The following is a 24,601-nucleotide window of genomic DNA, read 5'->3' as shown; positions in this document are numbered from 1 at the left end:
GCCACGCGCGCCCGATTTCGGAGAAAGGGAGAAACCATGGAAACATTGAACCTCGCCTACTACAGCAAGGAACCCGTGGCCCTTCGCGCGGCGCAGAACCTCGCCAGGAATGCGGGCGCGAAGGCGCCCACGGCTCCGGATGAGCAGGCACGGGATGCCGTCGTGATCATCGAGCCCCGGTTGCTGATCCGCGAATGCCTGGCACGGGCGCTGTCCAGTCTCGGCGGCGGGCCGGTCCATGCCTTCGCCGACGTCGAGGAATGGATGGCCTCCGAGGTGGTGGGGGGGTCCGGTGCGATCGTGCTTTTCTCCATGGGCCGCAAGGGCCGCACTCCCGCACAGAACGAGCAGGAGTTGGCAATCCTGCACCAGGCAGGACCGGCCCAGCAGGTCGTGCTCGTATCGGAGAACGAGGAGGTGGCCCGGATCCTGGAGGCGCTGGACAACGGCGCCAAGGGCTACATCCCCATGAGCGTGTCGCTGAAGGTCGCGGTCGAGGCCATCCGCCTGGTCAGGGCCGGCGGGATCTTCGTGCCCGCCAGCAGCCTGATCGCCTCGCGCCGCTCCATCGAGGAGGCGGCGGCGCCCAGGCTGCGCTGCAACGGCCTCTTCACCGAGCGGCAGGTCGCGGTCGTGCAGGCGGTCCGGCAGGGCAAGGCCAACAAGATCATCGCGCACGAGCTCAATATGCGGGAGAGCACCGTGAAGGCGCACATCCGCAACGTCATGAAGAAGCTGAAGGCAAGAAACCGGACGGAGGTCGCCTATCTGGCGCAGAAGTTGATCGCCGAATAGCCGGATCTGCCGTCGGAGAGGGCGTGGACTGACAGACAAGGTGCAGCATGATCGCTTCCCGTCATCCGGCAGACGAAGTGCGCTCGGGCCCCGTTGACTGGTTCCGGCTCCTTGCCCGGAGGAAACTGATCGTTCTCGGCTCCGTGCTGATTGCCGTCGCCTGCGCCAGTCTGGTCGTGCTCACGACGCCGACACGCTACCGGGCCGAGGCCGTCCTGGCCCTCAACGTCCGCAACATCCAGATCAGCCCCACCGCAAACATCATCTCGACCCTTCCGCAGGAAGAGCCTGTCATCCGGACCGAAATCGACCTGATCAGCTCGCGCCTCATGGCCGAGCGGGTCGCCGACCGGCTGAAGCTCGACGAGGCGGTCGCGTCCGAGCTGTGGCCCGAACGGCCTTGGTGGTCCTCGCCGGAGGGGCTGCTCGGCGCCGCATTCCGCTGGGGCTGGGCCCCGGCTGGGTCCGATGGGGCCGCAGCGGATGCCCGGCGCGAGATCGTCGACCGCCTTATGTCCGGGCTGAAGGTCAGCAACGACGGCCGGTCCTACACGATCTACGTCGCCTTCACCGCCTACGATCCGGATTTCGCCGCCAAGGCCGCGAACACCTACGCGCAGGCCTATCTCGATCAGCAGGTGGAGTTCCAGACGTCCGGCATCCAGAGCGCGAGCGAGTGGCTCGGCAGCAAGCTCGAGACCATGCGGATCGAGCTGGAGCGGTCAGAGCTCGCGGTCGAGACCTTCCGGCACGAAGCCGGCCTCTCTGAAGTCGCCGAGACGACGCCGATGATGCTGCGCATCAACGCCCTGAACTCGGAAATCGTCCTGGCCCGGTCGGCGCGGGCGGCTGCCGAGGCGCGCCTGCAGACCGCGCTGGAGCTCGCCCGTTCCGACGGCACCATCGACGGCTTCGCCGAGGTCCTTGCCTCGCCCGCCATCCAGTCGCTCCGCCGCGACGAGATGGAGACGACCCGCTCGCTCCTGCAGCTCGAGCAGCTCGACGCCATGAAGGGGCCGCAGGCAGCGGCGCTCGCGGCGCAGAAGGCAGGCATCCAGCGACAAATTCTCACCGAGATCCAGCGTGTCCTGTCGAGCCTCGCCAGCGAGGTCGAGGTCGCCAAACGCAAGGAGCTGGAACTGATGGAGGCGCTGGGGGAGATGGAGGCGACCGTCGCGCAGTCGAGGCGGGCGGCCATCCATCTGAACCAGCTCCAGCGGGACGCCAATGCCAACAGCACCTTGTACGAGAGTTTTCTAACGCGGTACAAGCAGACCATCGAGCAGGACGGGCTGGCGACGCCCGAGGCCCGCCTGATCTCGGCGGCGACGCCGCCCAAGCGGCCGGATTCATCCAGACTGCCGCTGCTCGGCCTGGCTTTGCTCGGCGGCATCGGCGGCGGGATCTATGGCGCCACGGTCCGCGACCGCCTCGATCGCCGCGTGCTGCAAGGCGGCGTGCTGGAGGCGCGGACCGGGACGCGGGTCGTCGCCGTCGTGCCGCGGGTGGGCCGCAGCGACTCCGGCGGCCTTGCAGGCCAGCCCTCGGTCGCGCCGGGTTCCCCCTGCTCCGTCGCCGTCCGTCGCGTGGCAGCCGTCCTGGACCGCCTGCTGGACACCCAGGAGCCGGCCGTCCTGATGATCGCCTCCGCCAATCCCGGCGAGGGGCGGACGAGCTTCTGCACGGCCCTTGCTCGATCGGCGGCGCTGCTCGGCCGGCAGGTGGTCGTGGTGGACGCCGATCTCAAACGTCCGGGCATCGGCGCAGCCTTCGGCATCGGGGCGGGGCCGGCGCTGAACGACGTACTCGCCGGCAACGCGAAGTGGCCCGACGCAGTACGGACCGATCCCCTGTCGCCGGCCCATGTGATCGCCGCCCGACCCCATGCCGGCGACGCCGGCCCGCTACTCGCTTCGGCCCGGTTCGGGGTGCTCGTGGCGGCACTGCGGGAGGAATACGACCTGGTGATCATCGACACGCCGGCGATCCTCGGCTCCCCGGATGCCGGCCCGGTCGGAGGCGTCGCGAATGCCGCCCTGCTGGTGGTGCGCTGGGGCGTGACCGCCATCGACGACGTCGCGTTGGCGCTCCACCATCTCGGCCTCGGCGAGACCGCCGTCGCCGGGATCGTTCTCAATGCCGCCCGCCGGAGCCCGCAGGAGGTGCTGGACGCCGTCGACCACGCGCCAGCAGTCCGTAGCAGGGGCGGCAGCCTGCACGCCAGGTGGGCTGCGCAGATACGGCTGCATGCGGACCGGTCGCGCGGCGCGGCCCCGGCCGCCCAGCGTCCGGCGCAGGGTGCCGCGGCAACGAACGGCGTCCTGACCTCGGGTGCGAATGGAGAGAAGTACCATGACGATCATCCCGACCCGGTCTCCTGAGCCCGTGCATGCGTCCGGGCGCACGCGCCGCGTGGCTTGGCGCGGCTTCGCAGCCGGCGTCTCACTCGCCGTTTCATGGGCCTGCGCGGACCTTCGGGCGGCCGACCTCGGCGCCTCCGGACGCGGCGCAGCCTACCGGGTCGGTCCCGGCGACGTCCTGAGGATCGTCGTCTACAACGACGAGCGGCTTTCGGGCGACTTCCGCATCGGGCCGGAGGGCACGATCAGCTATCCGCTGGCCGGTACCGTCCCCGTGGCCGAACTGACGGTGGACGAGATCGGACGGCAGCTCGTCGCCCGGCTGGCCGGCCAGGTGCCGGTCAGCGGTGCCCCGGCCGTGCAGATCGCGGAATACGCACCGGTCTACGTGGTGGGCAACGTGGCCCGGCCGGGACCGTACCAGTTCCGGCCCGGCATGGTCCCGCTCGAGCTCGTTTCCCTCGCAGGCGGCCTGCGCCTGTCCGCGGAGGCCGAGAACAAGGTCCTACAGCTCATCGGAGCCGAGCAGCAGCTCGGCGACGCGCTGCTGTTGCGGACCTCGCTCGTGATCCGTCGGGCGCGCCTCGCGGCCGAGGTCGCGGGACAGGACTTCGACGGCTCCTCCCTGGCGGGGTTCTCGGATGCGGGATCCCAGGCGCTGCTCAGGAAGGAGGTGGACCTCTTCAATGTCAGGCGCGGCGTCCAGGCTGCGCAGAGAAGGATCCTGGAGGACCAGCGCGCCAGTTACGACCAGGAGATCCGCTCGCTGGAGCAGAGCATCAGGCTCCACGACGAGGAGATCACGCTGCTGGCCGACGAGATCAGGACGGCCGAAGGCCTGATGTCGCGAGGGCATACGACCCAGACTCGGATCAACGACCTGAAGCGCCAGATGTCGACCATGAAACGGGACGGGCTGGAGCTCCGCTCCTTCCTGGCGCGAGCGCACCAGCGCCAGCTCGAGGTCGATCAGAAGTTGATCGAGCTCGGTGCGATCTGGCAGCGCGAGAACGCCGAGGATCTCCGCGAGGTCGAGCTTGCGCTCTCCAGGGCGAACGGCAGCGCCGCCTCGGGCGCGGCCATGGTCGACCGGCTCCGCCTGGAGACGAGCCAGCCCCGCGCCGCGGAGCGACGGGCGCCGTCCTATTCGGTGATTCGCTTGATCGAGGGCGAGCGCCAGGTGATCTCCATCACGGAGCTGGGGGCGCTGCAGCCCGGCGACGTCCTGCGCGTCGAGAGCGGCGCCGGGCCGGAGACGGTGACCGTCGCCACCGACATACGGCCGGGGGGCGGCTGAAATCCGGCCTTGCCGGAGCGCCGGGATCTCGTCCCGGCGGTGCCGGCGTCTCGTCCCGGCGGTGCCGGGACGAGGGGATATCAGAACGCGGGCTGGCGGCTCGGGATGTGCCGCGGCCCGGGCGCCTCCTGCCGGCCGAGCCATTCGCGGTAGGCGGCAGCGACGCCCTGGCGCAGGCCGACCGACGGTTTCCAGCCGAGTGCCTGCATCCGCGTGCAGTCCAGGAGCTTGCGCGGCGTCCCATCGGGCTTCGACGTATCGAAGACGAACTCGCCGCCGTAACCGACTATCTCGCCGACGAGGCGGGCAAGCCCGGCGATGGAGATCTCGGTTCCCGGGCCCACATTGACGTGCCCGGGCGCCTCGTAATGCCGGGCGAGGAACACGCAGGCATCGGCGAGGTCGTCGACATGCAAGAACTCGCGCAGGGGCGTGCCGCTGCCCCAGATCGTCACCGAAGGCGCGCCGGTCAGGTGCGCCTCGTGGATCCGCCGGATCAGCGCGGGCAGAACGTGCGAGGTGCCGGGGTCGAAATTGTCGTTCGGCCCGTAGAGATTGGGGGGCATGGCGGTGATGAAGCGGCGTCCGTGCTCGCGGTTGTAGGCCTCGGCCAGCTTCATGCCCGCGATCTTGGCGATGGCATAGGACTCGTTCGTGGGTTCCAGCGCGCCTGTCAGAAGAGCCTCCTCCGGGATCGGCTGGGGCGCGAACTTGGGATAGATGCAACTGCTCGCGAGGAAGACCAATTTCTCCGTCCCCGCCCGGTGGGCGGCCGAGATGATGTTGGTCGCGATCAGGAGGTTCTCGTACAGGAAGGTCGCGGGATTGGCCGCGTTGGCGAGGATTCCGCCGACGCGCGCGGCTGCGACGAAGATCAGGTCGGGTCTTTCCCGCACGATCCAGTCGGTGACGGCCGGCTGCACCATCAGGTCGAGCTCGCGTCGGTCGACCGTCAGCACGGTGCAGGGCTCCCGCGCCAAGCGCCGACACAGGGCGGAGCCGACCATTCCGCGATGCCCGGCGACCCAGACGCGCCGGCCGGCGAGTTCGAAGGCCGGCGCGCCGGCGCGCCGCTCAAACGTATCGGTCATTGCGGGTCTCCTCCCTCAGGACGGTTGCCAGATCGGCCTCGACCATCTCGGCCACGAGGTCGCGGAAGCTGATGCTGTGCGACCATCCGAGCCTGGCCCGGGCCTTCGAGGGATCGCCCAGGAGCACATCGACCTCGGTGTGCCGGAAGTACCTGGGATCAATCTCGACGATCACCTCTCCGGTGCTGCGGTCGTATCCCTTCTCCTCGACGCCGCTGCCGTTCCATTCGACGGCGCGGCCGACCTGGTGGAAGGCGAGCTCCACGAACTCGCGCACCGTATGCGTCTCTCCCGTCGCCAGGACGTAGTCGTCGGGCTCGTCCTGCTGCAGGATCCGCCACATGCCGGCCACGTAGTCGCGGGCATGGCCCCAGTCCCGACGGGCGTCGAGGTTTCCGAGATAGAGCTTGCTCTGAAACCCGTGATGGATCGCGGCCACGGCGCGCGTGATCTTGCGCGTGACGAAGGTCTCGCCGCGGATCGGGCTCTCGTGGTTGAACAGGATGCCGTTCGATGCATGCATCCCGTAGGCCTCGCGGTAGTTCACCGTGATCCAGTAGGCATAGAGCTTGGCGACGGCGTAGGGGCTGCGCGGATGGAAGGGCGTCGCCTCGTCCTGGGGGATGGGGCCCACGCCACCGAAGAGCTCGGAGGTCGAGGCCTGGTAGAACCGGCAGCTTCCGGCGATCCCGACGATCCGCATGGCCTCCAGCAGGCGCAGCGTGCCGAGCCCGTCCGCATTGGCGGTGTATTCCGGGGTTTCGAAGCTGACCTGGACGTGGCTCTGGGCCGCGAGATTGTAGATCTCGTCCGGACGGATCTGCTGCACGAGGCGCACCAGGTTCGTTGCGTCGGTGAGATCGCCGTAGTGCAGGTGGAAGCAGGCGTTCCCCTGGTGCGGATCCTGGTAAAGGTGGTCGATCCGGGCCGTGTTGAAGGAGGACGATCGGCGCTTGACGCCGTGCACGACGTAGCCCTTCCCCAGCAGGAATTCGGAGAGATACGCGCCGTCCTGGCCCGTCACTCCGAGGATCAATGCGACCCGCCTCGACATTCCGCACCCCCGATGCCGCGTTCCGATGGGCAGGTCCAGGCGGGGCGACCGGAAGGATGTGCCGCATTGACAGGCAGCACCTGCCGCGCGTGGCGCCGGGCGGTGCGCCGATGCGGCCCCCCGAAGCGGGCGCCCGTCCTGAAACCCGTTCCCCGAGCCTACCGTCCGGCCGGGATCCCCTCATCTTGGCCGAATGACGGCGCGCGGCGTCCGTACGCACGGCCGGGCCTACCAAGGAAGGGCGCCCATATTCCCGGATCGGCCCTGAGAGGGATGCGCGAGGGATGCGCGGGGCCACCCGAAGACGTAGCCGCGGTCGGCCGCCTCGTCGCGCCACCTTCCTACGGCCGAACGGCACGACACGGCCGGCGCGGCTAAGGTGCCCCCCGTATCGCCGGCGGGACCGGAGCTGCTTGCGCCTGCCCGGCACCCGCGGAGGGCCCATCCATGCTTCAGATCCTCGCCCAAGGGCGGTACGACAGGTTGACCGCTCTCCTGCTTTGCGTGCTGCTGGGCACCACGCCCGGCGGGGCGATAGCACAGCCTGCCCGCGCGGAGCCCGCGGCGCCGCGCCCGGCCCGGGCGGCACTCCCTTCGGATTTCGGGCTGACGGAGCCGCAGCCCCGCCCCGAGCTGCCCGACGTCTTCGACGTGTTCGAGCCGCCGCTCCTCGACAGCGGCGCCACGCCCGCCATCGCCGAGGCATCCCGTACCGCCGGACCCGGCGAAACCTTCGTCGTGAGCGGTGCGGAGCTCGGGCAGGATCTCCGCTTCCGCGTGTTCTCCCAGACCTCGCCCTCCGACGCGGTCGCATCCGAGGCCCGTCCCTGGGCCGCATCGGGCACCGCGGCGGCGGCGGCGGTGCCCGAAGGCGCGCTCCCGTGGTCCCTGTATCTCGTATGGCCCGAGCGCGTCGGCATGCGGGGCGCACCCTTTGCCCTGAACCGGGCGGAGGCATGGTGGGCGGGCCCGCAGCCTGCCGTTCCGGGCCGTTCGGCTGCCCTTTACGGGCGCAACCTCAGCCGCGGCAACGGTACGACGGCGGCATGGGTCTACCTGGCCGCGCCGGAGCGGGCAGGGGCCTGGGTCGAGGTCACCGCCGTGAACCCCTACAGGATCGTGTTCACCGTGCCGGCCGCCCTGCCGTCCGGGACCTACACGCTATGGGCCCACAACGGCCATGGCGGCCGCTTCGGATGGGGCGCGCCGGTGACGCTGGAGGTCGCCTCGCAGACGGAGACGGCGGCCGAGATGGGGCAGGCGGGGCGGCAGGGGCCCGTATACGACGTCCGCCGGTACGGCGCGCGTGGGGACGGCCGGTCCGACGACGAGGCGGCGATCCAGGCCGCCATCGCGGAGGCCGGCCGCAATGCTCCAGCCACCGTGCTCTTCCCGGCGGGAACCTACCTGTCCAGCCGGGGCTTCGTCCTGCCGGACGGCTTGCGCCTGGTCGGCGAGGGACGGGACCGCAGCGTGCTGAAGGCGTCCTCGTCCTTCCGACCTGTGCCCGGGGACGAGAGGGCGCAGGCCCTGCTCTTCGCCGAAGGATCATTCGGCGGCAGTGATTTGGAGATCACGGGGCTCACGATCGACGGCACGCAGGGGAAGGGGAGCCAGGGCACGCCCGTGTTCATCCGCTTCTCCAGGAATGTGCGTCTCGCCGGCATGCGCATCGTGTCCGCCCCGGACCCCTACTTCCATCTCGACGGCATCCGCGGCCTCGTCCTGTCCGACGTCGAGCTGGTCGGCAAGGGCGGGTTCCTGGGCCGGTCCAGCCAGGTCGTCGTCGATGGCTGCGACTTCAGGCTGTCGGCTGGGGCGAATTCCGCGCTCACCACCTGGGGCGGCGGCGAGATCGCGATCACCCGAAACCGGGCCGCGGATCTGGACCCGGACGACCCCGCGAAATCCTCGGCCGGCCGGTTCATCGTCTCGCAGCCGCATTTCGGCAGCCTGCGCAATGTCTACATCGCAGGGAACGTGACCAAGGCCCTTGCGCCCCCGCCCGCGCGGTTCGGCGATCCCAACGCCGGCGAGCAGATCCTGTTCGAGCAGTGCTGCGCGCTCGCAAGTGCCGCCGTCGCCTCGGGAACGCCCGGCAGCCTGACGCTGGCGCCTGGGACCCTGCCCCCACTTCTCGAAGGCAGGTTCGATGTCCTCGTCCTCTCAGGAGCCGGGGTCGGCCAGGTTCGTCGGATCGGGAAGGTCGACGCGTCGACGAACACCCTGGTCGTCAGTCCGGACTGGAAGGTCGTCCCTGAACCCGGCAGCCGCGTCACCGTCGCGGGGACGGCGTCGCGCGTCGCGGTCTACGGGAACGATCTCGACGGCAAGCCCGTCTACGCCACCTACGACACCGCCTCCTCGGGCGTGCACATCTACGGCAACAGCTCCGATATCGTGGTCGATGGCAACGTCTTCCGGCGCATGCGCGGCGGGATCGAGCTGTGGGCGATCGGTCTCGAGGGCCGTGCCGAGCTGAGCCCCGTCTTCTTCAACCTGCTCGTGAACAACCTGGTCGGAGAGTCCTACGACGGCCTTGTCATGCACACGATGTACGTGCATGGGGAGGTTCCGGGCTCGATCGGCCATCTCGGGAACGTCTATCGCGGGAATGTCGGCGAGAATCTCGCCCGTGCCGGCATGCATTTCGAGACCTGGCAGGGCTTCGAGACCGGTGCGCAGGTCATGAACGTGTTCGAGGGGAATCGCTTCACCGACATCCGCATCGGCATCCTCGAGGCTCGCTCGCCGCTGCCTTCCGCCAGGCGGTTCGCGGGGCCGACCACGCCGATCTCGGCAAGCGTCCTCTTCCGGAACCGCTTTGAGCGCGGTCGCATGCCGCCGGCGGATACCCTGGCCTTCGTGAGGCGCTCGGACAGGGCGTGGATCGGCCGGGAGAATGCCTGGGACGGCTTCGATCGTGCCGCCCCGCCGGCCGCCCTTACGGGCCGCGGCGCCCCCGCCCGAGGCCTCGCCGCGGACTGATCGCGGCCGGCGGAGGGCGCCCGCGACCGGCCCCTACGCCTTTCGCCGGAGGGGATGCGCCGCCGCCGCTCCGCAACATGGACATGGGCATGGCCGAGCCTCGGCCATCCGGAACCGCGCTCAGCAGAATTGCTCTATCCCAGGCGCCGCCGCCGCCTCGCTACGCTTTCGGCGCACCAAGGGCAGACGGGACGGCGCCCGCTGCGGATCCCGGCTTCCAGCCAGGGAGGGAGGGACATGACGCTCCATGCGACACATCTCCTGAACGCGTTCCTGTTGGCGGTCGTGCTGATCATCGCGCTCGGCAAGCTCGCCGAGCCGGCGGGGCTGGTTGACCGGCCCAATGCCCGCAAGCTGCACGAGGGCTGCATCCCGGTGGTGGGCGGCGTGGCGATGTTCGCGGCCTTCATGGTCACGGTGCTGCTGGTGGAATGGCCGCAGCGCGCGCCCTGGGGCCTCGTCTCAGGGCTCTTCATCCTGGTCGCAATCGGTATCGTCGACGACATCCGGGACCTCCGCCCGCGGGTCCGGCTCGCGGTGCAGGCAGTCGCGGCGGCTGTCATGGTCGTCCCCGACTGGCACGTCGTCCGCGAGCTCGCGGAACTCGGCGCAGGCCGCATCGATCTCGGCGTCCTTGCGCTTCCCTTCACGCTGTTCCTGATCGTCGGCGCGATCAATGCCTACAACATGCTGGATGGGCTGGACGGTCTTGCCGGCGGGGCCGCGGCGGCGGCCTTCTTCTGGCTGGCGGTCGTGGCCGGGGCGGAGCGGCATGGCGGGCAGGCCACGGTGCTCGTCCTGCTGGCCGCGACGCTCGGCTTCCTGGTCTTCAATCTTCCCCATCCCTGGCGCCTGCGGGCATCGGTCTTCATGGGCGACGCCGGCAGCACCATGCTGGGGGCCAGCATCGCCTTCTTCATCGTCGTCCTGGCCTCCGCACCGGCGCCGACGGCGCCGCTCCCGGGCCTGCTCTGGATCTGCGCGCTGCCGGCAATCGACACCCTCAGCCTGATCCTCCGCCGCATCCATGGCGGCCGCAGCCCTTTCGCGGCGGATCGCCGCCATCTCCACCACCTGCTGCTCGATCTCGGCTTCTCGGCGCGACGGGCGGCCGGTCTCATCGTGCTCGCGAGCTTCGTCCTGGGCGGGGTCGGCGTCGCGGGAATCCTCGCCGGGGTGCCGGACCCCGTGATGCTGGCCGGGCTCGCCGTGCCTCTCGCCGCCCATATCCGGTTCGTCCGGCGTGCCGAGAACCGTCTGCGCAAGGGGCGCCCGGCGGGCGGAGGAGCCGTGTTGCAGGACGCCGGGCTGCCGATCCGGAGCCCGGGCCTATGAAGCTCGCCTATCTCGCCTTCCCGCATATCGGCGGCACCTTCACGGTGTATCGCCACCTGCGCGCGGGCCTGTGCAAGGCCGGGATCGACCTCCGCTGGGTCGGCCGGGGCGAGGAGGCGCGCCGCGCCCTGCACGATCCCGTCTGGGCGGCCGAACGCGCCCATGGACTTGTCGCTGCGGACGCCGGGGGGGACGAGCGCGCCGAGGCGCGGGCGCTCATTGAGGCGATCCTGGAGCATCGCTTCGACGGCGTCGTGGTGAACCTCGGGGGCGACCGGGTCCAGACCAACGCGGTCCGCTACCTGCCCGGATATCTCCTGCGCATCCTGGTCGTCCACAACATCACGCCCGGCATCTACGCCTCGGCGCGGGCCCTGCGCGACCACGTCCACGCGACGGTCGGCGTGTCGCCGAGAATCACGAGCGACCTGACGCTGCACCACGGCTTCGACGAGGCCCGCATCACGACGATCCTGAACGCCGTCGACCGCCGCGCGCACCGGGCGGGGCCGGCGCCGGATCCGGGACGCCTCCGCCTGCTGTCGCTCGGCCGGGTCGAGGACCAGGCGAAGGGTGTGCTCTGGCTGCCAGACATTCTGGCCAGGCTTCCGGATTCCGTGACGCTCACCGTGGCCGGCGACGGGCCAGACCTGCAGCGCCTGCGCGGGCGCTGCGCCGCCCTTGGCGCGCGTGTGCGCTTCCTCGGTGCCGTTCCGCCCGAGCGGGCCGAGGCCCTGCTGGAGGAGCACGACTGCCTGATCGCTCCGTCCCGCTTCGAAGGGCTGCCGATGACTGTGATCGAGGCCATGGCGGCGGGCTGCGTGCCCGTGACCTCCCTGCTGCGCGGCGTCACCGACGTCATCGTGGAGCACGGGAAGACGGGGATGCTCTTTCCGGTCGGCGACACCCGTGCCGCCGCCCGCGCCGTCGAAGGGCTCCTGCGCGACGGCGCGCTGTTGGCCCGGATGCGGGCAGCGGGGCCGATGGTCGCGGACGAGCGCTTCGGCGTCGAGGCCATGGCGTCACGCTATGCACTGCTGATCGAGCGCGTTGCGGCGACGCGTCCGCCCGTCGCCGATCCGCTGGACATCGAGCGCTGGCGGCTGCCGCCCGGCCTTCGCCCTGGCCTGCGCAGCTACCTGCCACTGCCCGTCAAGAACCTGATCAGGACCGTCAGGGAGCGCATGGCCTCATGACCGGCCCATTCGCCCCCGGAAACCACCAGGAAGAGCCCCGATGACGATCTCCGTGGTCATCCTGACCTGCAATTCCGAGGCCGTGATCGCCGATACGATCTCGCGCGCGAAGCTCGTCTCCGATGACATCCACGTGGTGGATTCCTTTTCGCGCGACGGGACCGTGGACCTCGTCAGGGCCATGGGCGCGCGCTGCCATCAACGCGCCTTCGCGGACTACGCCGACCAGAGGAACTGGGCGATCTCCGACCTGGACCTCAGATATGGCTGGCAGCTCCATCTCGATGCCGACGAGATCCTGACGCAGGCGCTGGTCGACGAGATCAACGCCCTGAAGGCCGCCTGGCCGCCGGGCGTCGACGGGTTCTTCATCCGCCGGCTGACCCGTTTCATGGGCCGCGACCTGCTGCATGGCGGCTATTACCCGACCTACCACATGCGCCTGTTCCGGACCGGCTGCGTCCGGGTCGAGGACAGGAAATACGACCAGCATTTCGTGCTGTCCGGCACCGGCCGGACACTGACGGCGCCCTTCGTGGACGACCACCGCGCCTCGCTGTCCGAGTGGATCGCGCGCCACAACCGGTGGAGCGACCTGGAGGTCGAGGACCTGGAGGCGCAGGAAGCCTCGACCGCGATCCGTCCCGACGCCGCCGGGAACCCGATCGAGCGGGCGCGCTTCCGCAAGGCCATGTACTACCGCGCCCCGCTCCTGCTGCGACCCTTCGCGCTGTTCCTCTACAAGTACTTCGTCCGGCTGGGCTTCCTCGACGGCATCCCGGGCCTGGTCTACTGCGTGCTCCAGTGTTTCTGGTACCGCTTCCTCGTGGATGCCAAGTTGCACGAGCGCCGGGTGCCGCACGCGCCGTTCTTCGAGCCCCGGCATCTCGTCCGGGCCGGAACAGCCTCCGCAGCCGCCGCATCTGGGATGGGCGAGATCCAGCCGGGCATGGTGCGCGATGGCGGTCACGGCTGACGGGCACCCCCATGCACATGCGGTTCCGCGGCCGGCCGGCCGCGCCGGCGATCCTGCGCGCGGGATTTCGTCCAGGACATCAGCCGGCATGCTGAGGGCAGGGCGGTCGCTCCGGCTGGCGCTTGGGTGCCTGGGGCTGGTCCTGGCGCTGATGGCCGCGGCTTCGCTTCTCGGCCCGCTGCTGCTCGTCAGGACCGATCTCCACCCGTCCGACGTCATCATCGTCCTGGGAGGCGATGCGGGGCCCCGTGCCGCGCTCGGGGCGCGGCTCTTCGCCGACGGTCTCGCGCCCCGGGTGCTGGTCACCGGAGCTGGCGACTGCGAGACAGTCCGCGGGGCGCTGGTCCGGCGCGGCGTTCCCGCCGCACGCATCGTCGTCGAGTGCCAATCCCGCAGCACGCACGAGAACGCCAGCCGCTCGGCGGCGATCCTCTCGGAGCTGGGCGCCCGCAGCGCGATCCTCGTCACGAGCTGGTATCACACCCGGCGTGCGCTGGGCTGCTTCCGGGCGGCCTCGCCGGCGACGGCCCTGATGGTGGCCGCCGCGGACGAGCACGATGCGCACTGGCGCAGCATTCGGGGCCTCGCCCGGCTCACCGTGGCTCAGGAGTTCCTGAAGATCGCCTGGTACGCCGCACGCTATGGCACCGGCTTCGGAGCGCCGGCCTCCGATCTCCCGGCGGCGCGGGGATTGGCGCCATGAGCTGGATCGTGACGTGGACCTTCGTCGCCCAGGCGCTGCTGCTGATCCTTGGCGGCCTGACGCGGCCGCACAGGATCTACGAATACCCGTTCCTCGCGGGCGCCATGGCCGTGTCCTTCATCCTTCCGCAGCTTCCGGCGATGATCGACAACCGGTTCCTGCCGGCCGGCGCCTACGAGATGACGGTCTGCTTCACCATTCTCTGCTTCGCCATGATCCGGCTGGGATGGTCCGACACCGCGCCGGCGCTCCGCTCCTTCCGCTGGACGCTCGACGAGGGACGGCTGCTTCTCGGCGCGGCCGCCCTCTCGGCCGCGGGTGCGGTCTTCTACTTCGAGCTCAGCCGACGCTCGGGCGAGCTGGCCGTGATGACCGGCATGACGGGGGTGCCCGTCATGCAGCTCTTCTTCTCGAAGCTGCTGCCCTATGGCATGGGTATCGCCCTTCTCTGCCTCATGCGGCGCCCCTCGCTGCCGGCGCTGGCGATCGTGGCCTTCGACGCGCTGCTCTACCTCGACCGGATCTTCGTGACGGGCAAGCGCGGCGAGACCGTCGAACTCGTCCTGATGGTCGCACTGGCGACCTTCTTCCACCGGGACCGCACGCTGCCGCGCCTGCTGGTGGTCGCTGGGGTGGTGGCCGGAACCCTGGTCATGGAGAGCGTCGCCGAGTACCGCGACATCACGCGGACCAAGGGCCGGCCGGAGCTTGCCGATATCGCCGAGATCCCCGTCATGGAGAACTTCGCGAAGGGGCTCGAAAAGGGCGGGCTGGAGATGCCCAACGCCCTGATCCTGATCAACGCCGCCGACCGCGACATGCAGCTCGACTTCGGGGCGTGGCACTGGAACATCTTCGTCTTCAACTACTTCCCGGCCCAGCTCCTCGGCCAGGACCTCAAGCAGCAGCTCATGCTCGACATCCCGAGGCCGGGTCCCTCGGAATACAACCCGGTCTACGGCACGACCGAGACGGGAATGGCCGACGCGTTCCGGTCATTCTGGTGGTTCGGCGCGGTGAAGTTCCTGCTGATCTCCCACCTTCTCTGCCGCGTCTGGCAGGCGGCGCGGCAGGGCTGGGCGGTCCCGCAGATCATCTACATGTTCTCCGCCGCCCCCGCGATGAACGCCATCTCCCACCATACCCAGTGGGTGCCGTCGACCTGGCTGCATATGGCGCTCTTCATGCTTCCGGTCCTGTGGTTCGCGCGCTGCCCGGCTCCCCGGGGCGGGGCGGCGCCGAACCCGCGCCCCGCGGCAGGATCGCTCGGGACGGCGGCGCGGCCGGGGTGAGGAAGCCGGGGGCAGGGGAGCGGACCGGGCCCGGTCGGTTCTCGACGGACAGACATCACGAGGCGGGCATCAACGAGACAGAGGCGGTGAGATGGACAAGGTCATCGTCAGCCAGCTTGGCGCACGCATGCATTACGCTGTTCCCCGTCTCCTCGCATCTTCGGGGATGCTGGAGCGGTTCTACACGGACATCTGCGGCACGCGCGGCTGGCCGCGGCTGCTCGGGGCCGTTCCGCGGCGCCTGCAGCCTGCGGCCGTGCGGCGCCTCGCCGGCCGCATCCCCTGGCAGGTGCCTGACGAGCGCATCACGAGCTTCGGCGGGATCGGGCTGGCCTTCGCCCTGATGCGCATGGCGGCGCGCACGCCGACGCAGAGCACCGCGGCTCATCTCTGGGCGGGGAGGAAGCTGGCGCGCGCCGTCGCCGCTGCGGATTTCGGGCGGGCCGCGGGGGTCTACGCCTATAGTGGGGAATGCCTCGAACTCCTGACGGCTGCACGGGCGCGGGGGCTCTGGACCGCCGTGGAGCAGATCATCGCCCCGCGCGAGATCGTGGACCGACTGGTCCAGGAGGAGGCCGAGCGATTTCCGGACTGGCAGCCGCCCGCCGTCGCCGACAGGCTGGCCGGGACCTATGCCGCGCGCGAGCGGGCGGAATGGGCGGCCGCGAACCTGGTCGTCTGCGGGTCGGAGTTCGTCCGCCAGGGGGTGATCGACCAGGGTGGGGATCCCCGGCGCTGCGTGGTCGTGCCCTATGGCGTCGATGCACGTTTCTCTCTGCCTGCGCGCGCGTCCCATGGCGGCCCGCTGCGGGTGCTGACGGTCGGCAGCGTCGGTCTGCGGAAGGGATCGCCCTACGTACTGGAGGCCGCGCGCCGGCTCAGGGGCCGCGCGCAGTTCCGGCTGATCGGTCCCTGCGATCTCGGGCCGGCACCGCGCGCCGCCCTGGCCGAAGGGCTGGAGTTCATCCCCGGCGTGCCGCGCGCAGAGATCCTCTCCCACTACGCCTGGGCCGACGTGTTCCTCCTGCCCTCGATCTGCGAGGGGTCGGCCACCGCCGTCTACGAGGCCATGACGGCCGGCCTGCCGGCGATCGTGACCGCCAACACCGGCAGTGTCGTGCGCGACGGGACCGACGGGTACGTCGTCCCGATCCGCGACGTTGACGCGATCACGCAGGCCGTCGAGACCCTGGCCGCTGAGCCTGACCTGCGCCGCGCTATGGCCGAGAACGCGCGCCGCCGCGCGCAGGACTTCGACCTGCAGGCCTATGGCCGACGCCTCTGCCGGGAACTGCGGTCCGTCCGCAGCCCGGCCCTGGACCCTGCTTCCGACCAGGCCTCGGCCCGGAACGCCGACACGGCGGCCCGCACGCGACAGGAGAATGCCGCATGACGATGTCGACCTTGCCGCGCCCCTTTTTCGCGGGTGCCGTCCAGGATCCGGCCACACAGCCCCTCCGGGTCGGAACGCTTGTCGCCTCGGTCTCCAGGAGCGGGGGCGGCGTCTTCGAATGCCTGCGCGGGCTGACGCGACACCTGCACCAGCCGCCGCGGACCGAGGTCGCGCTCTTCGGCCTGCAGGACGCCCATACCGCCGCGGACCGCGCCGCCTGGGGCGACGTGCCCTTGACCGTCTCGCCGGTCCTGGGGCCGGAATCCTTCGGCTATTCGGCGCCGCTCGTCCGGGTCCTGCAAGGCGCGTCGCTCGATGTCCTCCATGTGCACGGCCTCTGGAAATACGTCAGCCTCGCGGCGCGGCGCTGGGGCCACGTCCATGGACGCCCCTACGTCGTCAGCCCCCACGGGCATCTGGACGCCTGGGCGCTGGCCCACAGCGGCTGGAAGAAGCGTGCCGCACGCGTCCTGTACGAGGAGCGGAACCTCCGGGAGGCCGCCTGCATCCATGCGCTGTGCCAGTCCGAGCTGGACGCGATCCGGGCGGCCGGCCTGCGCAACCCCGTCTGCGTCGTCCCCAACGGCGTGGAGATCCGCACGCCGCCGGGCAGGGGCGCCGCGTGGCGGCGGGCGCTTCCGGCCGAGGCGAAGGTACTGCTCTTCCTTGGCCGGGTGGCGCCGCAGAAGGGCATTGCCGCCCTGATCCGCGCCTGGGAGGTGGCGCGGCGGCGCGATCCCCGCCTAGCCGCGCCGTGGCGGCTCGTGATTGCCGGCTGGGACCAGGGCGGGCACGCCGCCGAGCTGAAGGCGATGGCCGGGGCGCTGGCGCTGGAGGAGCATGTCTCCTTCATTGGCCCGCAGCACGGCGCCGACAAGGCGGCGACCCTGGCCGCAGCCGACGCCTTCGTTCTTCCCTCGGTCAGCGAGGGTCTGCCCATGGCCGTGCTGGAGGCCTGGTCCTATGCCCTGCCGGCCATCATCACGCCACGCTGCAACCTGCCGGAGGGCTTCGCGATGGATGCGGCGCTGCGGGCCGAGCCCGAGGTCGAGAGCCTGGCGCTGGCGCTGGGAACGCTGTTCGCGATGCCCGAGGCGCGCCGGCGGGCAATCGGGCGCAACGGCTTCGCCTTGGTGGACGAGAGGTTCTCCTGGCCCGTGGTGGCCCGGCAGATGGAGGAGGTCTACCGCTGGCTCTGCGGCCGCCAGGAGCGGCCGGCCCATGTGCGCATGGCGTGACGGCTGGGGCGTGACGGCTGGGTTGCGAGGGGTCGGGTCAGGTGGCAGAAGGCGCTTTCGTCGCGCGGGTGGGTCGCGGTCATGGCTTCGTCTCCGGCAGTCTGCGCCCGAGGTCTGCCGCAATCCGCAAGGGCAGCAATTGACCCGGATCAACAAAAACGAATCTCGACCGCCAGATCCTCGACCGGATGAGACGGCCGGGGGGCCGCAAGGTACCGCCCGGCCGTTGCCCGGCTCATGCGCTCCTGACATTGGCGAGGAAGCCGCCCACATGCCCGTGCATCGACTCGGCCTCCGTGAAGAGCTGCTCGGCCGCGCCCAGCACGCGCCCGGCCGCGCCTCCGGTCTCCGTCGCGGCATGCCCGACGGTCTCGATGGAGTGGAGGACCATGCCGGCCCCCTGGGCGGCCTCCGCGATGTTGCGGGCAATCTCCTGGGTGGCCGCCTGCTGCTCCTCGATGGCGCCCGAGACGGCGACGGTGACGGCGTTCACCTCGGTCACCGTGCGCGAGATCGCCTGCAGGGCCGCCACCGTGCGGCGGCTGATCTCCTGGACGGAAGCGATCTGGCCCGAGATCTCCTCGGTGGCGCGGGCGGTCTGGGTCGCCAGGGTCTTGACCTCGGATGCCACCACCGCGAAGCCCTTTCCGGCCTCGCCGGCCCGTGCCGCCTCGATCGTGGCGTTCAGCGCCAGAAGGCTGGTCTGGGAAGCGACCTCCTCGATCATCGTCACGATCTGGCCGATCCTGGCTGCCGCCTCGTCAAGCTGGCGAACCGTGCTGTCCGCCTCGGTCACGGCCTCCACCGTTCCGCCCACCAGGCGGACCGAGTCGGCCATGCGGCGGCCGATCTCGGTGATCGAGGCGTTCAGCTCCTCGGTCGAGGCCGCAACGGCCTGGACGTTGGCGCTGGTCCTGTGGCCGGCGGCCGAGGCGTCGGCCGCATCCTGCTGGGTCCGGCCCGCGTTGTCGGCCATGTTCCCCGCGGCGCCGCGCAGCGTGGTGGCGCTGTCCAGCACCCTCGCGACCACGGCCTGCACGGTCGCCTCGAACTCGTCCGCCAGGCGGCTCAGCATCGCGCGCCGCTCCGCGGCTGCGGTGTCGCGCTGCCGGTCCGCTTGGGCGCTGGCTTCGGCCACGGCGCGGGTCGCGTCCCGGAAGACCAGGAGCGCGGAGGTCATGGTCGCGATCTCGTCGCGGCCCGCGACCTGGATCGGCATGTCGAGATCGCCGGCCGCGACGCGGCGCATGGCCTCGGCGAGCGCCGACAGGCGCGCGGCCACGATCCGGCCGACATAGAGCCAGCCGATCAGCAGCCCGGCCGCCACGCTGACGGCGACGATCGCGGCAAGCAGCGCCTGCCCGCCGGAGATTGCCCGGTGGGAGGCGGCGGCCGCGGCGTCGGCCCGGGCCTGCTCCCGGGCGACAAGGTCCGCCACGACGGCCCCGAGCACCTCGGCGAGCTGGCGGTTCTGCTCCAGCAGGCGCTCGGCCTCGGCCTGGAGGCGCAGCTCGGTCCCGCGCAGGCCGGGAAGCGAGGCCGGTCCCTCCGCCAGGGCGGCATATGCGTCGACCGCAGCCAGGATCCCGGCGCGATCGGCCTCGGGCGCCTTGCCCGCGAGGTTCCGCAGGCCGGCCAGACCGGTCGTTGCGTTCCCGGCCAGTATTGCCAGGCGCTGCGTGTCGGGCGCCGCCGCGCCCTCGGACAGGATCCCGTTGAGGGCGTTGGAGTGGGCGGAAAGCTCCAGGTAGACCGTCAGCGGATCGACGCCCTGTTCCAGGAAGGTGGCGACGGACGAGGCCGTGTTGCCTTCGAGCCGACGGCCCGACAACAGGATGCCGGTGCGCGCCGCGACGATCAGGGGTTCGATCGCGGCCTCGATTTCGCCGGCCAGCCGCGCCGCCTCGGCGCCCAGCTCCGCCGCACGGCGGGCAGCCGCGCCGTCGGCGGGCGAACCCACGGCGCGGCGGCGTGTATCGAAGACGCCGGTGCCCTCGGCGCCGACCGTCCAGAGGCCCTGGAGCAAAGGTTCCAGCGTCGCTTCGCCGGTCCGCGCGAGCACGGCGCCGCCGCGGTTCTGGACGTCCATCATGGCATTGACGTAGCCCTGCCAGAGCCCGTCCAGCTCCCGCGCCGGGGCCTGGACGGCGGCGGCCGCGCTGCCCGCGGCGGCGGCCACGGCACGGCGCAGCTCGTAGAGATCGATCAGGCCGCCGATCGCCTCGCCGGTCAGGGCCCGCAGGGCGGCGCCGGTGTCCTCGGTCAGCTTGCCGCTTTCAGACTTCAGCCGCTCCTGCGCGGCTTCGCGCAGCGGGGTCAGCGTCGCGGCGACGCGCGCATGGGTCTCCAGCAGGCGCGCCAGGGCGCGCTCCTTTTCGGCGGCGGCGACCAGCCTTTCGCCGACGGCGGCGTTCAGGCGGTCCAGGTTCGCGATCACGGCGCGCGCCTTGCCGTCCAGCTCGGCCACCTGCGCATCGGCTTTCAGCCGTGCTTCGACATCGCGCAGCGCCGCGAGCAATGTGCCCGTTCGCGCGCCAATTGCCTCGAATGCAGCCTGACGTCGCGCCTCATCGGAGGCCGCCGCCAGACTCGGGCCGGCCGCCGCGACGGCCGTGCTGAGCTCGGCCAAGCCGCGCACCTCGGAGATCGCGGGCAGGCTTTCCCCCGCGATGGTCGCGAGCCGCTGCCCGATCTCCCTGTAGGACAGGATGCCGACGAGCCCGGCGCAGCCGGTCAGCGCCACGGTCACCCCGAATGCCAGCCATAGCTTGCCGCGGATGCTGTGCCGGAATTCGACCTTGCCCGCCGCGCCCTGTACCGTCGTGCTCATCGTTCCCCCTAAAGCGACTTGGGGTTCGCCCTGAACCTCGAGCCACTTCCTACCCATTGAACCTAGAGCGGATCCACGCGCTCCAGCGCCGGCCCGATCCGGGCCCAGCAGGCGCCGCGCGTCCCTGCGCGTCGGGCACCTGCCGGAAGCCGGCAGCAAGTTCCATGCCGGGCGGATCCTGCCCCGAAACGGGGCGCGACCACCTCAGCGGCCGCGCTCGCCGGGTGGGCCAAAGCCGCCCCCGGTCGGCGTCACGATCGTCACGGCCTCTCCAGCCTCCAGCGTGGTCTGGTCGCAGCCGCCGAGCTGCTGGACCTGCCCGTCCGCGCGGCGCACGAGGTTCCGACCGAGCTCGCCGGGCTCCCCGCCGAGAAGGCCGAAAGGCCGGACCTTCCTGTGCCCCGACAGGATCGCGCAGTCCATGCGCTCCAGGAACCGGATGGTCCGGCTGGTGCCGTCGCCGGCGTTCCAGCGGCCGCGGCCACCGGATCCCTGGCGGATGTGGAAGTCCTCGAGCACCACGGGGAAGCGGTATTCCAGGATCTCCGGGTCGGTCAGGCGCGAGTTCGTCATGTGCGTGTGCACGCCGGGCGCGCCGTCGAAGCCTTCGCCCGCCGGGGCGCCCGAGCAGATGGTCTCGTAGTACTGGTGCCGCTCGTTGCCGAAGGTCAGGTTGTTCATGGTGCCCTGCGCTGCGGCCAGCGCGCCGAGCGCGCCGAACAGGCAGTTGGTGACGGCCTGCGAGACCTCCACATTGCCCGCGACCACCGCCGCCGGCCGCTTGGGCGAGAGCATGGAGCCGTCGGGCACCACGATCCGGATCGGCCGCAGGCAGCCTGCGTTCATGGGGATCGCGTCCTCGACCATCACGCGGAAGACGTAGAGGACGGCGGCCCGCGTTACGGGTTCGGGCGCGTTAAAGTTGTCCGGGCGCTGCTCCGAGGTGCCGGTGAAGTCCACCGTCGCCTCGCGCCGGACCCTGTCCACGGTGATCCTCACCTGGATCCGGCAGCCCTGGTCCATCGGATAGGTGAACTCGGCGTCCGAGAGCCGGTCGAGCACGCGGCGCACGCTCTCGGCGGCATTGTCCTGGACGTGGCCCATATAGGCCTGAACGACGTCGAGCCCGAACTGGTCGATCATCTTGCGCAGCTCGGCCACGCCCTTCTCGTTGGCCGCGATCTGAGCCTTCAGGTCGTTGATGTTCTGCACGACGTTGCGCACCGGCCAGGCGGCGCCGGTCAGCAGTTCCACCAGCTCGCGCTCGCGGAAGGCGCCGCGATCGACCAGCTTGAAGTTGTCGATGTAGACGCCTTCCTCGTCGATGGTGGTGGCGGTCGGGGACATGGATCCCGGCGCCGTCCCGCCGACATCGGCATGGTGCCCGCGCGAGGCGACCCAGAACAGGATCCGTTGGCCGCGCTCGTCGAAGACGGGCGTGCACACCGTGATGTCGGGCAGGTGCGTGCCGCCGTTGTAGGGGGCGTTGATCGCGAAGACGTCGCCCGGCTTGATGTCCGCGTTGTTGCGGATGATGCTCTCCACGGACCGGTCCATGGAGCCCAGATGCACGGGCATGTGAGGGGCGTTGGCGACCAGCGCGCCCGAGGCGTCGAACACCGCGCAGGAGAAATCCAGGCGCTCCTTGATGTTGACGGAATAGGCCGTGTTCTGCAGCGTCACGCCCATCTGCTCGGCGATGGACATGAAGAGATTGTTGAAGATCTCCAGCATCACCGGGTCGGCGTCGGTGCCGACGGCGGTGCGCCGGGGCAGCGGCACCGCGCGCTCGAGCACCAGATGGTCGCGCGCGGTCAGGCCGGCGCGCCAGCCGTCCTCCACCACCACGGTCTGGTTGGGCTCGATGATCAGCGCGGGGCCCATAACCCGGTGCCCGGGGGCGAGCTGGTCGCGGGTGTAGACTGCCACCTGGTGCCAAGCTCCGTCCGAGAAGAACCGGGTGCGCTCGGCGGGGTCGGGCAGGGGGCGCTCGGCCGCGGCGCCACGCTGTGCGGCTGCCTCGGATCCGCCGCCCACGACCTCCACCGAGACGGCCTCGACGACCAGCTCCTTGCTTCGGTCGATGAAGCCGAACCGCGCCTTGTGGGCGGACTCGAAGGCCTCCTGCATGGGCTCCGCGGCCATCGAGCGGGCGGCCTCGGCCAGCGGCACGGTTCCCATGGCGGAGAAGGCCGTGACCTCCAGCGTCGTGTCGGTCCCGGCGTAGCGCACATGGGCGCGGACATGGGTCTGCAGCCGGTCGGCGGGAACGCCCTGGCCCTCGACTTCGGCCTGCGCCTCGCCGCCGAGATCGGCGGCGATGGCCGCGATCCCCTCCAGCGCCGCCGGACCCAGCGCCGCCTCGAGCGCCTTCTGGCGCAGGGCGCGGATGTCGGCGAGACCCATCCCGTAGGCCGAGAGCAGCCCCGAGAACGGATGGATCAGCACGCGGGTCATGCCGAGCGCGTCGGCGACCTTGCAGGCGTGCTGCCCGCTCGCCCCGCCGAAGGCATTGAGGGCGTACCCCGTCACGTCGTAGCCGCGCTGGACCGAGATCTTCTTGATGGCCTCGGCCATGTTGGCGACGGCGATCCGCAGGAAGCCGTCGGCGACCTCCTCGGGCGTCCTGCCGTCGCCGATCTCCGCCGCCATGGCCTCGAACTTCGCGCGCACGGCCTCCGTGTCCAGCGGCTCGTCCTGGGCCGGGCCGAAGATCGGGGGGAAGAAGCGCGGGTCGAGCTTGCCGACCATCACGTTCGCATCGGTGACCGCAAGCGGCCCGCCGCGGCGATAGCAGGCGGGACCCGGATTGGCGCCGGCCGAATCGGGGCCGACGCGGAAGCGCGCCCCGTCGTAGTGCAGGATCGAGCCGCCGCCCGCGGCCACGGTGTGGATCAGCATCATGGGCGCGCGCATGCGCACGCCTGCCACCTCGGTCTCGAAGGCGCGCTCGTACTCGCCATCGAAATGCGCGACGTCGGTCGAGGTGCCGCCCATGTCGAAGCCGATGACCTTGGTGAAGCCCGCCTCCTGGCCGGTCCGCGCCAGCGCGACCACGCCGCCTGCCGGACCGGACAGGATTGCGTCCTTGCCCTGGAACAGCTCGGCCGCGGTCAGGCCGCCCGAGGACATCATGAACATCAGCCGGGCGCCGGTGCGCGCGACGTCCAGCTCCTCGGAGACCTGGGACACGTAGCGCCGGAGAATCGGCGACAGATAGGCGTCCACCACGGTGGTGTCGCCGCGGCCCACGAACTTGATCAGGGGGCTGACCTCGTGGGAGACCGAGACCTGCGGGAAGCCCATGGCGCGGGCAATCTCCGCCGCGCGCCGCTCGTGCGCGGAGTGCCGGTAGCCGTGCATGAAGACGATCGCGAGCGAGCGGAAGCCCGCATCGCGGATCTCCTCCAGGGCCGCGCGCAGCTCGGACTCGTCCAGGGGACGCTCGACCGTGCCGTCCGCCAGGACGCGCTCGCCGACCTCGGCGACGCGGGCGTAGAGCAGGTCGGGCTTCAGAATTCGCCGCGCGAAGATGTCGTTGCGCGCCTGGTAGCCGATTGCCAGCGCGTCGCGGAAGCCGCGGGTCGTCAGCAGCGCCGTCGGATCACCCTTGCGCTCCAGCAGCGCGTTGGTGGCGACCGTGGTGCCCATGCGCACCTCTCCGATGCTGCCGGTCGGGATCGGCTCGCCGGGGCGCAGCCCCAGGTGCAGCCGGATGCCGTGAACGGCCGCGTCGCGATATGCCTCGGGGTTCTCGGAGAGCACCTTGCGGGCATGCAGCGTGCCGTCCGGCGCGCGCCCGATCACGTCCGTGAAGGTGCCGCCGCGGTCGATCCAGAAGTCCCAGCGGTGTGCGGCGCCCTTGCTCATCACGGTTGTCCCCCATTCAGGTGCGATACGGCTTCTGCCGCCCCGGACCCCGGGGCGTTGCGTTATACGAACCAGAAGCGAAACGATCAGTCAACATCACGTTGACAAAACGTCATCATCGTGTTCACGATCTCTTCATAGGAGAGGCGAAGACCGGCATTCCCGCAGGGATGATGCAGGAGT

The 24,601-nt window shown here is 70.7% G+C and carries 15 protein-coding genes; 11 read left to right on the top strand and 4 right to left on the bottom strand.

Going from position 1 to position 24,601, the window contains the following annotated elements; translation table 11 throughout:
* Nucleotides 1-36 precede the first annotated feature (36 nt).
* The 3 genes from JUB13_RS21750 to JUB13_RS21740 are packed head-to-tail and all read left to right on the top strand — an operon-like array spanning nt 37 to nt 4,452.
* On the top strand, nt 37-795 hold the full coding sequence (locus JUB13_RS21750; RefSeq protein ID WP_207482582.1) for a LuxR C-terminal-related transcriptional regulator: 759 nt from the start codon (nt 37-39) through the stop codon (nt 793-795).
* Between the two features lie 47 nt (nt 796-842).
* Nucleotides 843-3,176 (top strand): GumC family protein, encoded by a 2,334-nt coding sequence (locus tag JUB13_RS21745; RefSeq protein WP_207482580.1) that lies wholly within the window; start codon nt 843-845, stop codon nt 3,174-3,176.
* Nucleotides 3,148-4,452, top strand: coding sequence for a polysaccharide biosynthesis/export family protein (locus JUB13_RS21740; protein ID WP_207482578.1), 1,305 nt, complete (start codon nt 3,148-3,150; stop codon nt 4,450-4,452). The genes JUB13_RS21745 and JUB13_RS21740 overlap by 29 nt, the downstream gene beginning before the upstream one ends.
* Before the next feature lie 80 nt (nt 4,453-4,532).
* Here JUB13_RS21740 and JUB13_RS21735 read toward each other — a convergent pair whose 3' ends face one another.
* Together JUB13_RS21735 and gmd are read right to left on the bottom strand one after the other, a co-directional pair.
* Nucleotides 4,533-5,543: a GDP-L-fucose synthase family protein gene (locus tag JUB13_RS21735; RefSeq protein WP_207482576.1), complete on the bottom strand. Its 1,011-nt coding sequence runs from the start codon at nt 5,541-5,543 to the stop codon at nt 4,533-4,535.
* The gene (gene gmd, locus JUB13_RS21730; protein WP_207482574.1) at nt 5,527-6,597 is read right to left on the bottom strand and encodes a GDP-mannose 4,6-dehydratase; all 1,071 of its coding nucleotides are present in this window, start codon (nt 6,595-6,597) and stop codon (nt 5,527-5,529) included. Before gmd ends, JUB13_RS21735 begins: the two co-directional genes overlap by 17 nt.
* Nucleotides 6,598-7,044: 447 nt before the next feature.
* Here gmd and JUB13_RS21725 point away from each other — a divergent pair, with 447 nt between their 5' ends.
* The 8 genes from JUB13_RS21725 to JUB13_RS21690 all read left to right on the top strand — a co-directional run bounded on the left by JUB13_RS21725 (nt 7,045) and on the right by JUB13_RS21690 (nt 17,718).
* On the top strand, nt 7,045-9,585 hold the full coding sequence (locus JUB13_RS21725) for a glycosyl hydrolase family 28-related protein (protein WP_207482572.1): 2,541 nt from the start codon (nt 7,045-7,047) through the stop codon (nt 9,583-9,585).
* Between the two features lie 237 nt (nt 9,586-9,822).
* Nucleotides 9,823-10,920, top strand: coding sequence for an MraY family glycosyltransferase (locus JUB13_RS21720; protein WP_207482571.1), 1,098 nt, complete (start codon nt 9,823-9,825; stop codon nt 10,918-10,920).
* Nucleotides 10,917-12,116 carry a glycosyltransferase family 4 protein gene (locus tag JUB13_RS21715; protein WP_207482569.1) on the top strand — a complete coding sequence of 400 codons (1,200 nt, stop codon included), beginning with the start codon at nt 10,917-10,919 and terminating at the stop codon, nt 12,114-12,116. The genes JUB13_RS21720 and JUB13_RS21715 overlap by 4 nt, the downstream gene beginning before the upstream one ends.
* 40 nt (nt 12,117-12,156) lie before the next feature.
* The gene (locus tag JUB13_RS21710; RefSeq protein ID WP_207482567.1) at nt 12,157-13,092 is read left to right on the top strand and encodes a glycosyltransferase family 2 protein; all 936 of its coding nucleotides are present in this window, start codon (nt 12,157-12,159) and stop codon (nt 13,090-13,092) included.
* Nucleotides 13,093-13,180: 88 nt separating this feature from the next.
* Nucleotides 13,181-13,795, top strand: coding sequence for a YdcF family protein (locus JUB13_RS21705; RefSeq protein WP_207482565.1), 615 nt, complete (start codon nt 13,181-13,183; stop codon nt 13,793-13,795).
* Nucleotides 13,792-15,087: a hypothetical protein gene (locus tag JUB13_RS21700; protein ID WP_207482563.1), complete on the top strand. Its 1,296-nt coding sequence runs from the start codon at nt 13,792-13,794 to the stop codon at nt 15,085-15,087. The genes JUB13_RS21705 and JUB13_RS21700 overlap by 4 nt, the downstream gene beginning before the upstream one ends.
* 91 nt (nt 15,088-15,178) lie before the next feature.
* Complete coding sequence (locus tag JUB13_RS21695; protein ID WP_207482561.1) at nt 15,179-16,480, top strand: glycosyltransferase family 4 protein; 1,302 nt, start codon at nt 15,179-15,181, stop codon at nt 16,478-16,480.
* A complete protein-coding gene (locus tag JUB13_RS21690) occupies nt 16,477-17,718 on the top strand; it encodes a glycosyltransferase (protein ID WP_207482559.1) in 1,242 nt (413 codons plus the stop codon). The genes JUB13_RS21695 and JUB13_RS21690 overlap by 4 nt, the downstream gene beginning before the upstream one ends.
* Nucleotides 17,719-17,953: 235 nt before the next feature.
* On the opposite strand, the gene JUB13_RS21685 is transcribed toward JUB13_RS21690, so the two are convergent.
* Together JUB13_RS21685 and JUB13_RS21680 are read right to left on the bottom strand one after the other, a co-directional pair.
* The gene (locus JUB13_RS21685; protein ID WP_207482557.1) at nt 17,954-20,548 is read right to left on the bottom strand and encodes a methyl-accepting chemotaxis protein; all 2,595 of its coding nucleotides are present in this window, start codon (nt 20,546-20,548) and stop codon (nt 17,954-17,956) included.
* Between the two features lie 204 nt (nt 20,549-20,752).
* Nucleotides 20,753-24,418, bottom strand: a complete 3,666-nt coding sequence (locus JUB13_RS21680; RefSeq protein ID WP_207482554.1) for a hydantoinase B/oxoprolinase family protein — start codon at nt 24,416-24,418, stop codon at nt 20,753-20,755.
* Nucleotides 24,419-24,601: the final 183 nt, after the last annotated feature.

The sequence above is a fragment of the Arenibaculum pallidiluteum genome (assembly GCF_017355985.1).
Classification (GTDB): domain Bacteria; phylum Pseudomonadota; class Alphaproteobacteria; order Azospirillales; family Azospirillaceae; genus Arenibaculum; species Arenibaculum pallidiluteum.
This window is presented reverse-complemented; position numbering and strand designations above follow the sequence as displayed.

Bases quoted from the DNA above. Each gene is read 5' to 3' on its own strand.
- JUB13_RS21685 (WP_207482557.1), bottom strand. From the start codon at position 20,548: ATGAGCACGACGGTACAGGGCGCGGCGGGCAAGGTCGAATTCCGGCAC.
- JUB13_RS21715 (WP_207482569.1), top strand. From the start codon at position 10,917: ATGAAGCTCGCCTATCTCGCCTTCCCGCATATCGGCGGCACCTTCACG.
- JUB13_RS21705 (WP_207482565.1), top strand. From the start codon at position 13,181: ATGCTGAGGGCAGGGCGGTCGCTCCGGCTGGCGCTTGGGTGCCTGGGG.
- JUB13_RS21750 (WP_207482582.1), top strand. From the start codon at position 37: ATGGAAACATTGAACCTCGCCTACTACAGCAAGGAACCCGTGGCCCTT.
- JUB13_RS21725 (WP_207482572.1), top strand. From the start codon at position 7,045: ATGCTTCAGATCCTCGCCCAAGGGCGGTACGACAGGTTGACCGCTCTC.
- gmd (WP_207482574.1), bottom strand. From the start codon at position 6,597: ATGTCGAGGCGGGTCGCATTGATCCTCGGAGTGACGGGCCAGGACGGC.
- JUB13_RS21695 (WP_207482561.1), top strand. From the start codon at position 15,179: ATGGACAAGGTCATCGTCAGCCAGCTTGGCGCACGCATGCATTACGCT.
- JUB13_RS21740 (WP_207482578.1), top strand. From the start codon at position 3,148: ATGACGATCATCCCGACCCGGTCTCCTGAGCCCGTGCATGCGTCCGGG.
- JUB13_RS21745 (WP_207482580.1), top strand. From the start codon at position 843: ATGATCGCTTCCCGTCATCCGGCAGACGAAGTGCGCTCGGGCCCCGTT.
- JUB13_RS21720 (WP_207482571.1), top strand. From the start codon at position 9,823: ATGACGCTCCATGCGACACATCTCCTGAACGCGTTCCTGTTGGCGGTC.
- JUB13_RS21680 (WP_207482554.1), bottom strand. From the start codon at position 24,418: ATGAGCAAGGGCGCCGCACACCGCTGGGACTTCTGGATCGACCGCGGC.
- JUB13_RS21690 (WP_207482559.1), top strand. From the start codon at position 16,477: ATGACGATGTCGACCTTGCCGCGCCCCTTTTTCGCGGGTGCCGTCCAG.
- JUB13_RS21700 (WP_207482563.1), top strand. From the start codon at position 13,792: ATGAGCTGGATCGTGACGTGGACCTTCGTCGCCCAGGCGCTGCTGCTG.
- JUB13_RS21710 (WP_207482567.1), top strand. From the start codon at position 12,157: ATGACGATCTCCGTGGTCATCCTGACCTGCAATTCCGAGGCCGTGATC.
- JUB13_RS21735 (WP_207482576.1), bottom strand. From the start codon at position 5,543: ATGACCGATACGTTTGAGCGGCGCGCCGGCGCGCCGGCCTTCGAACTC.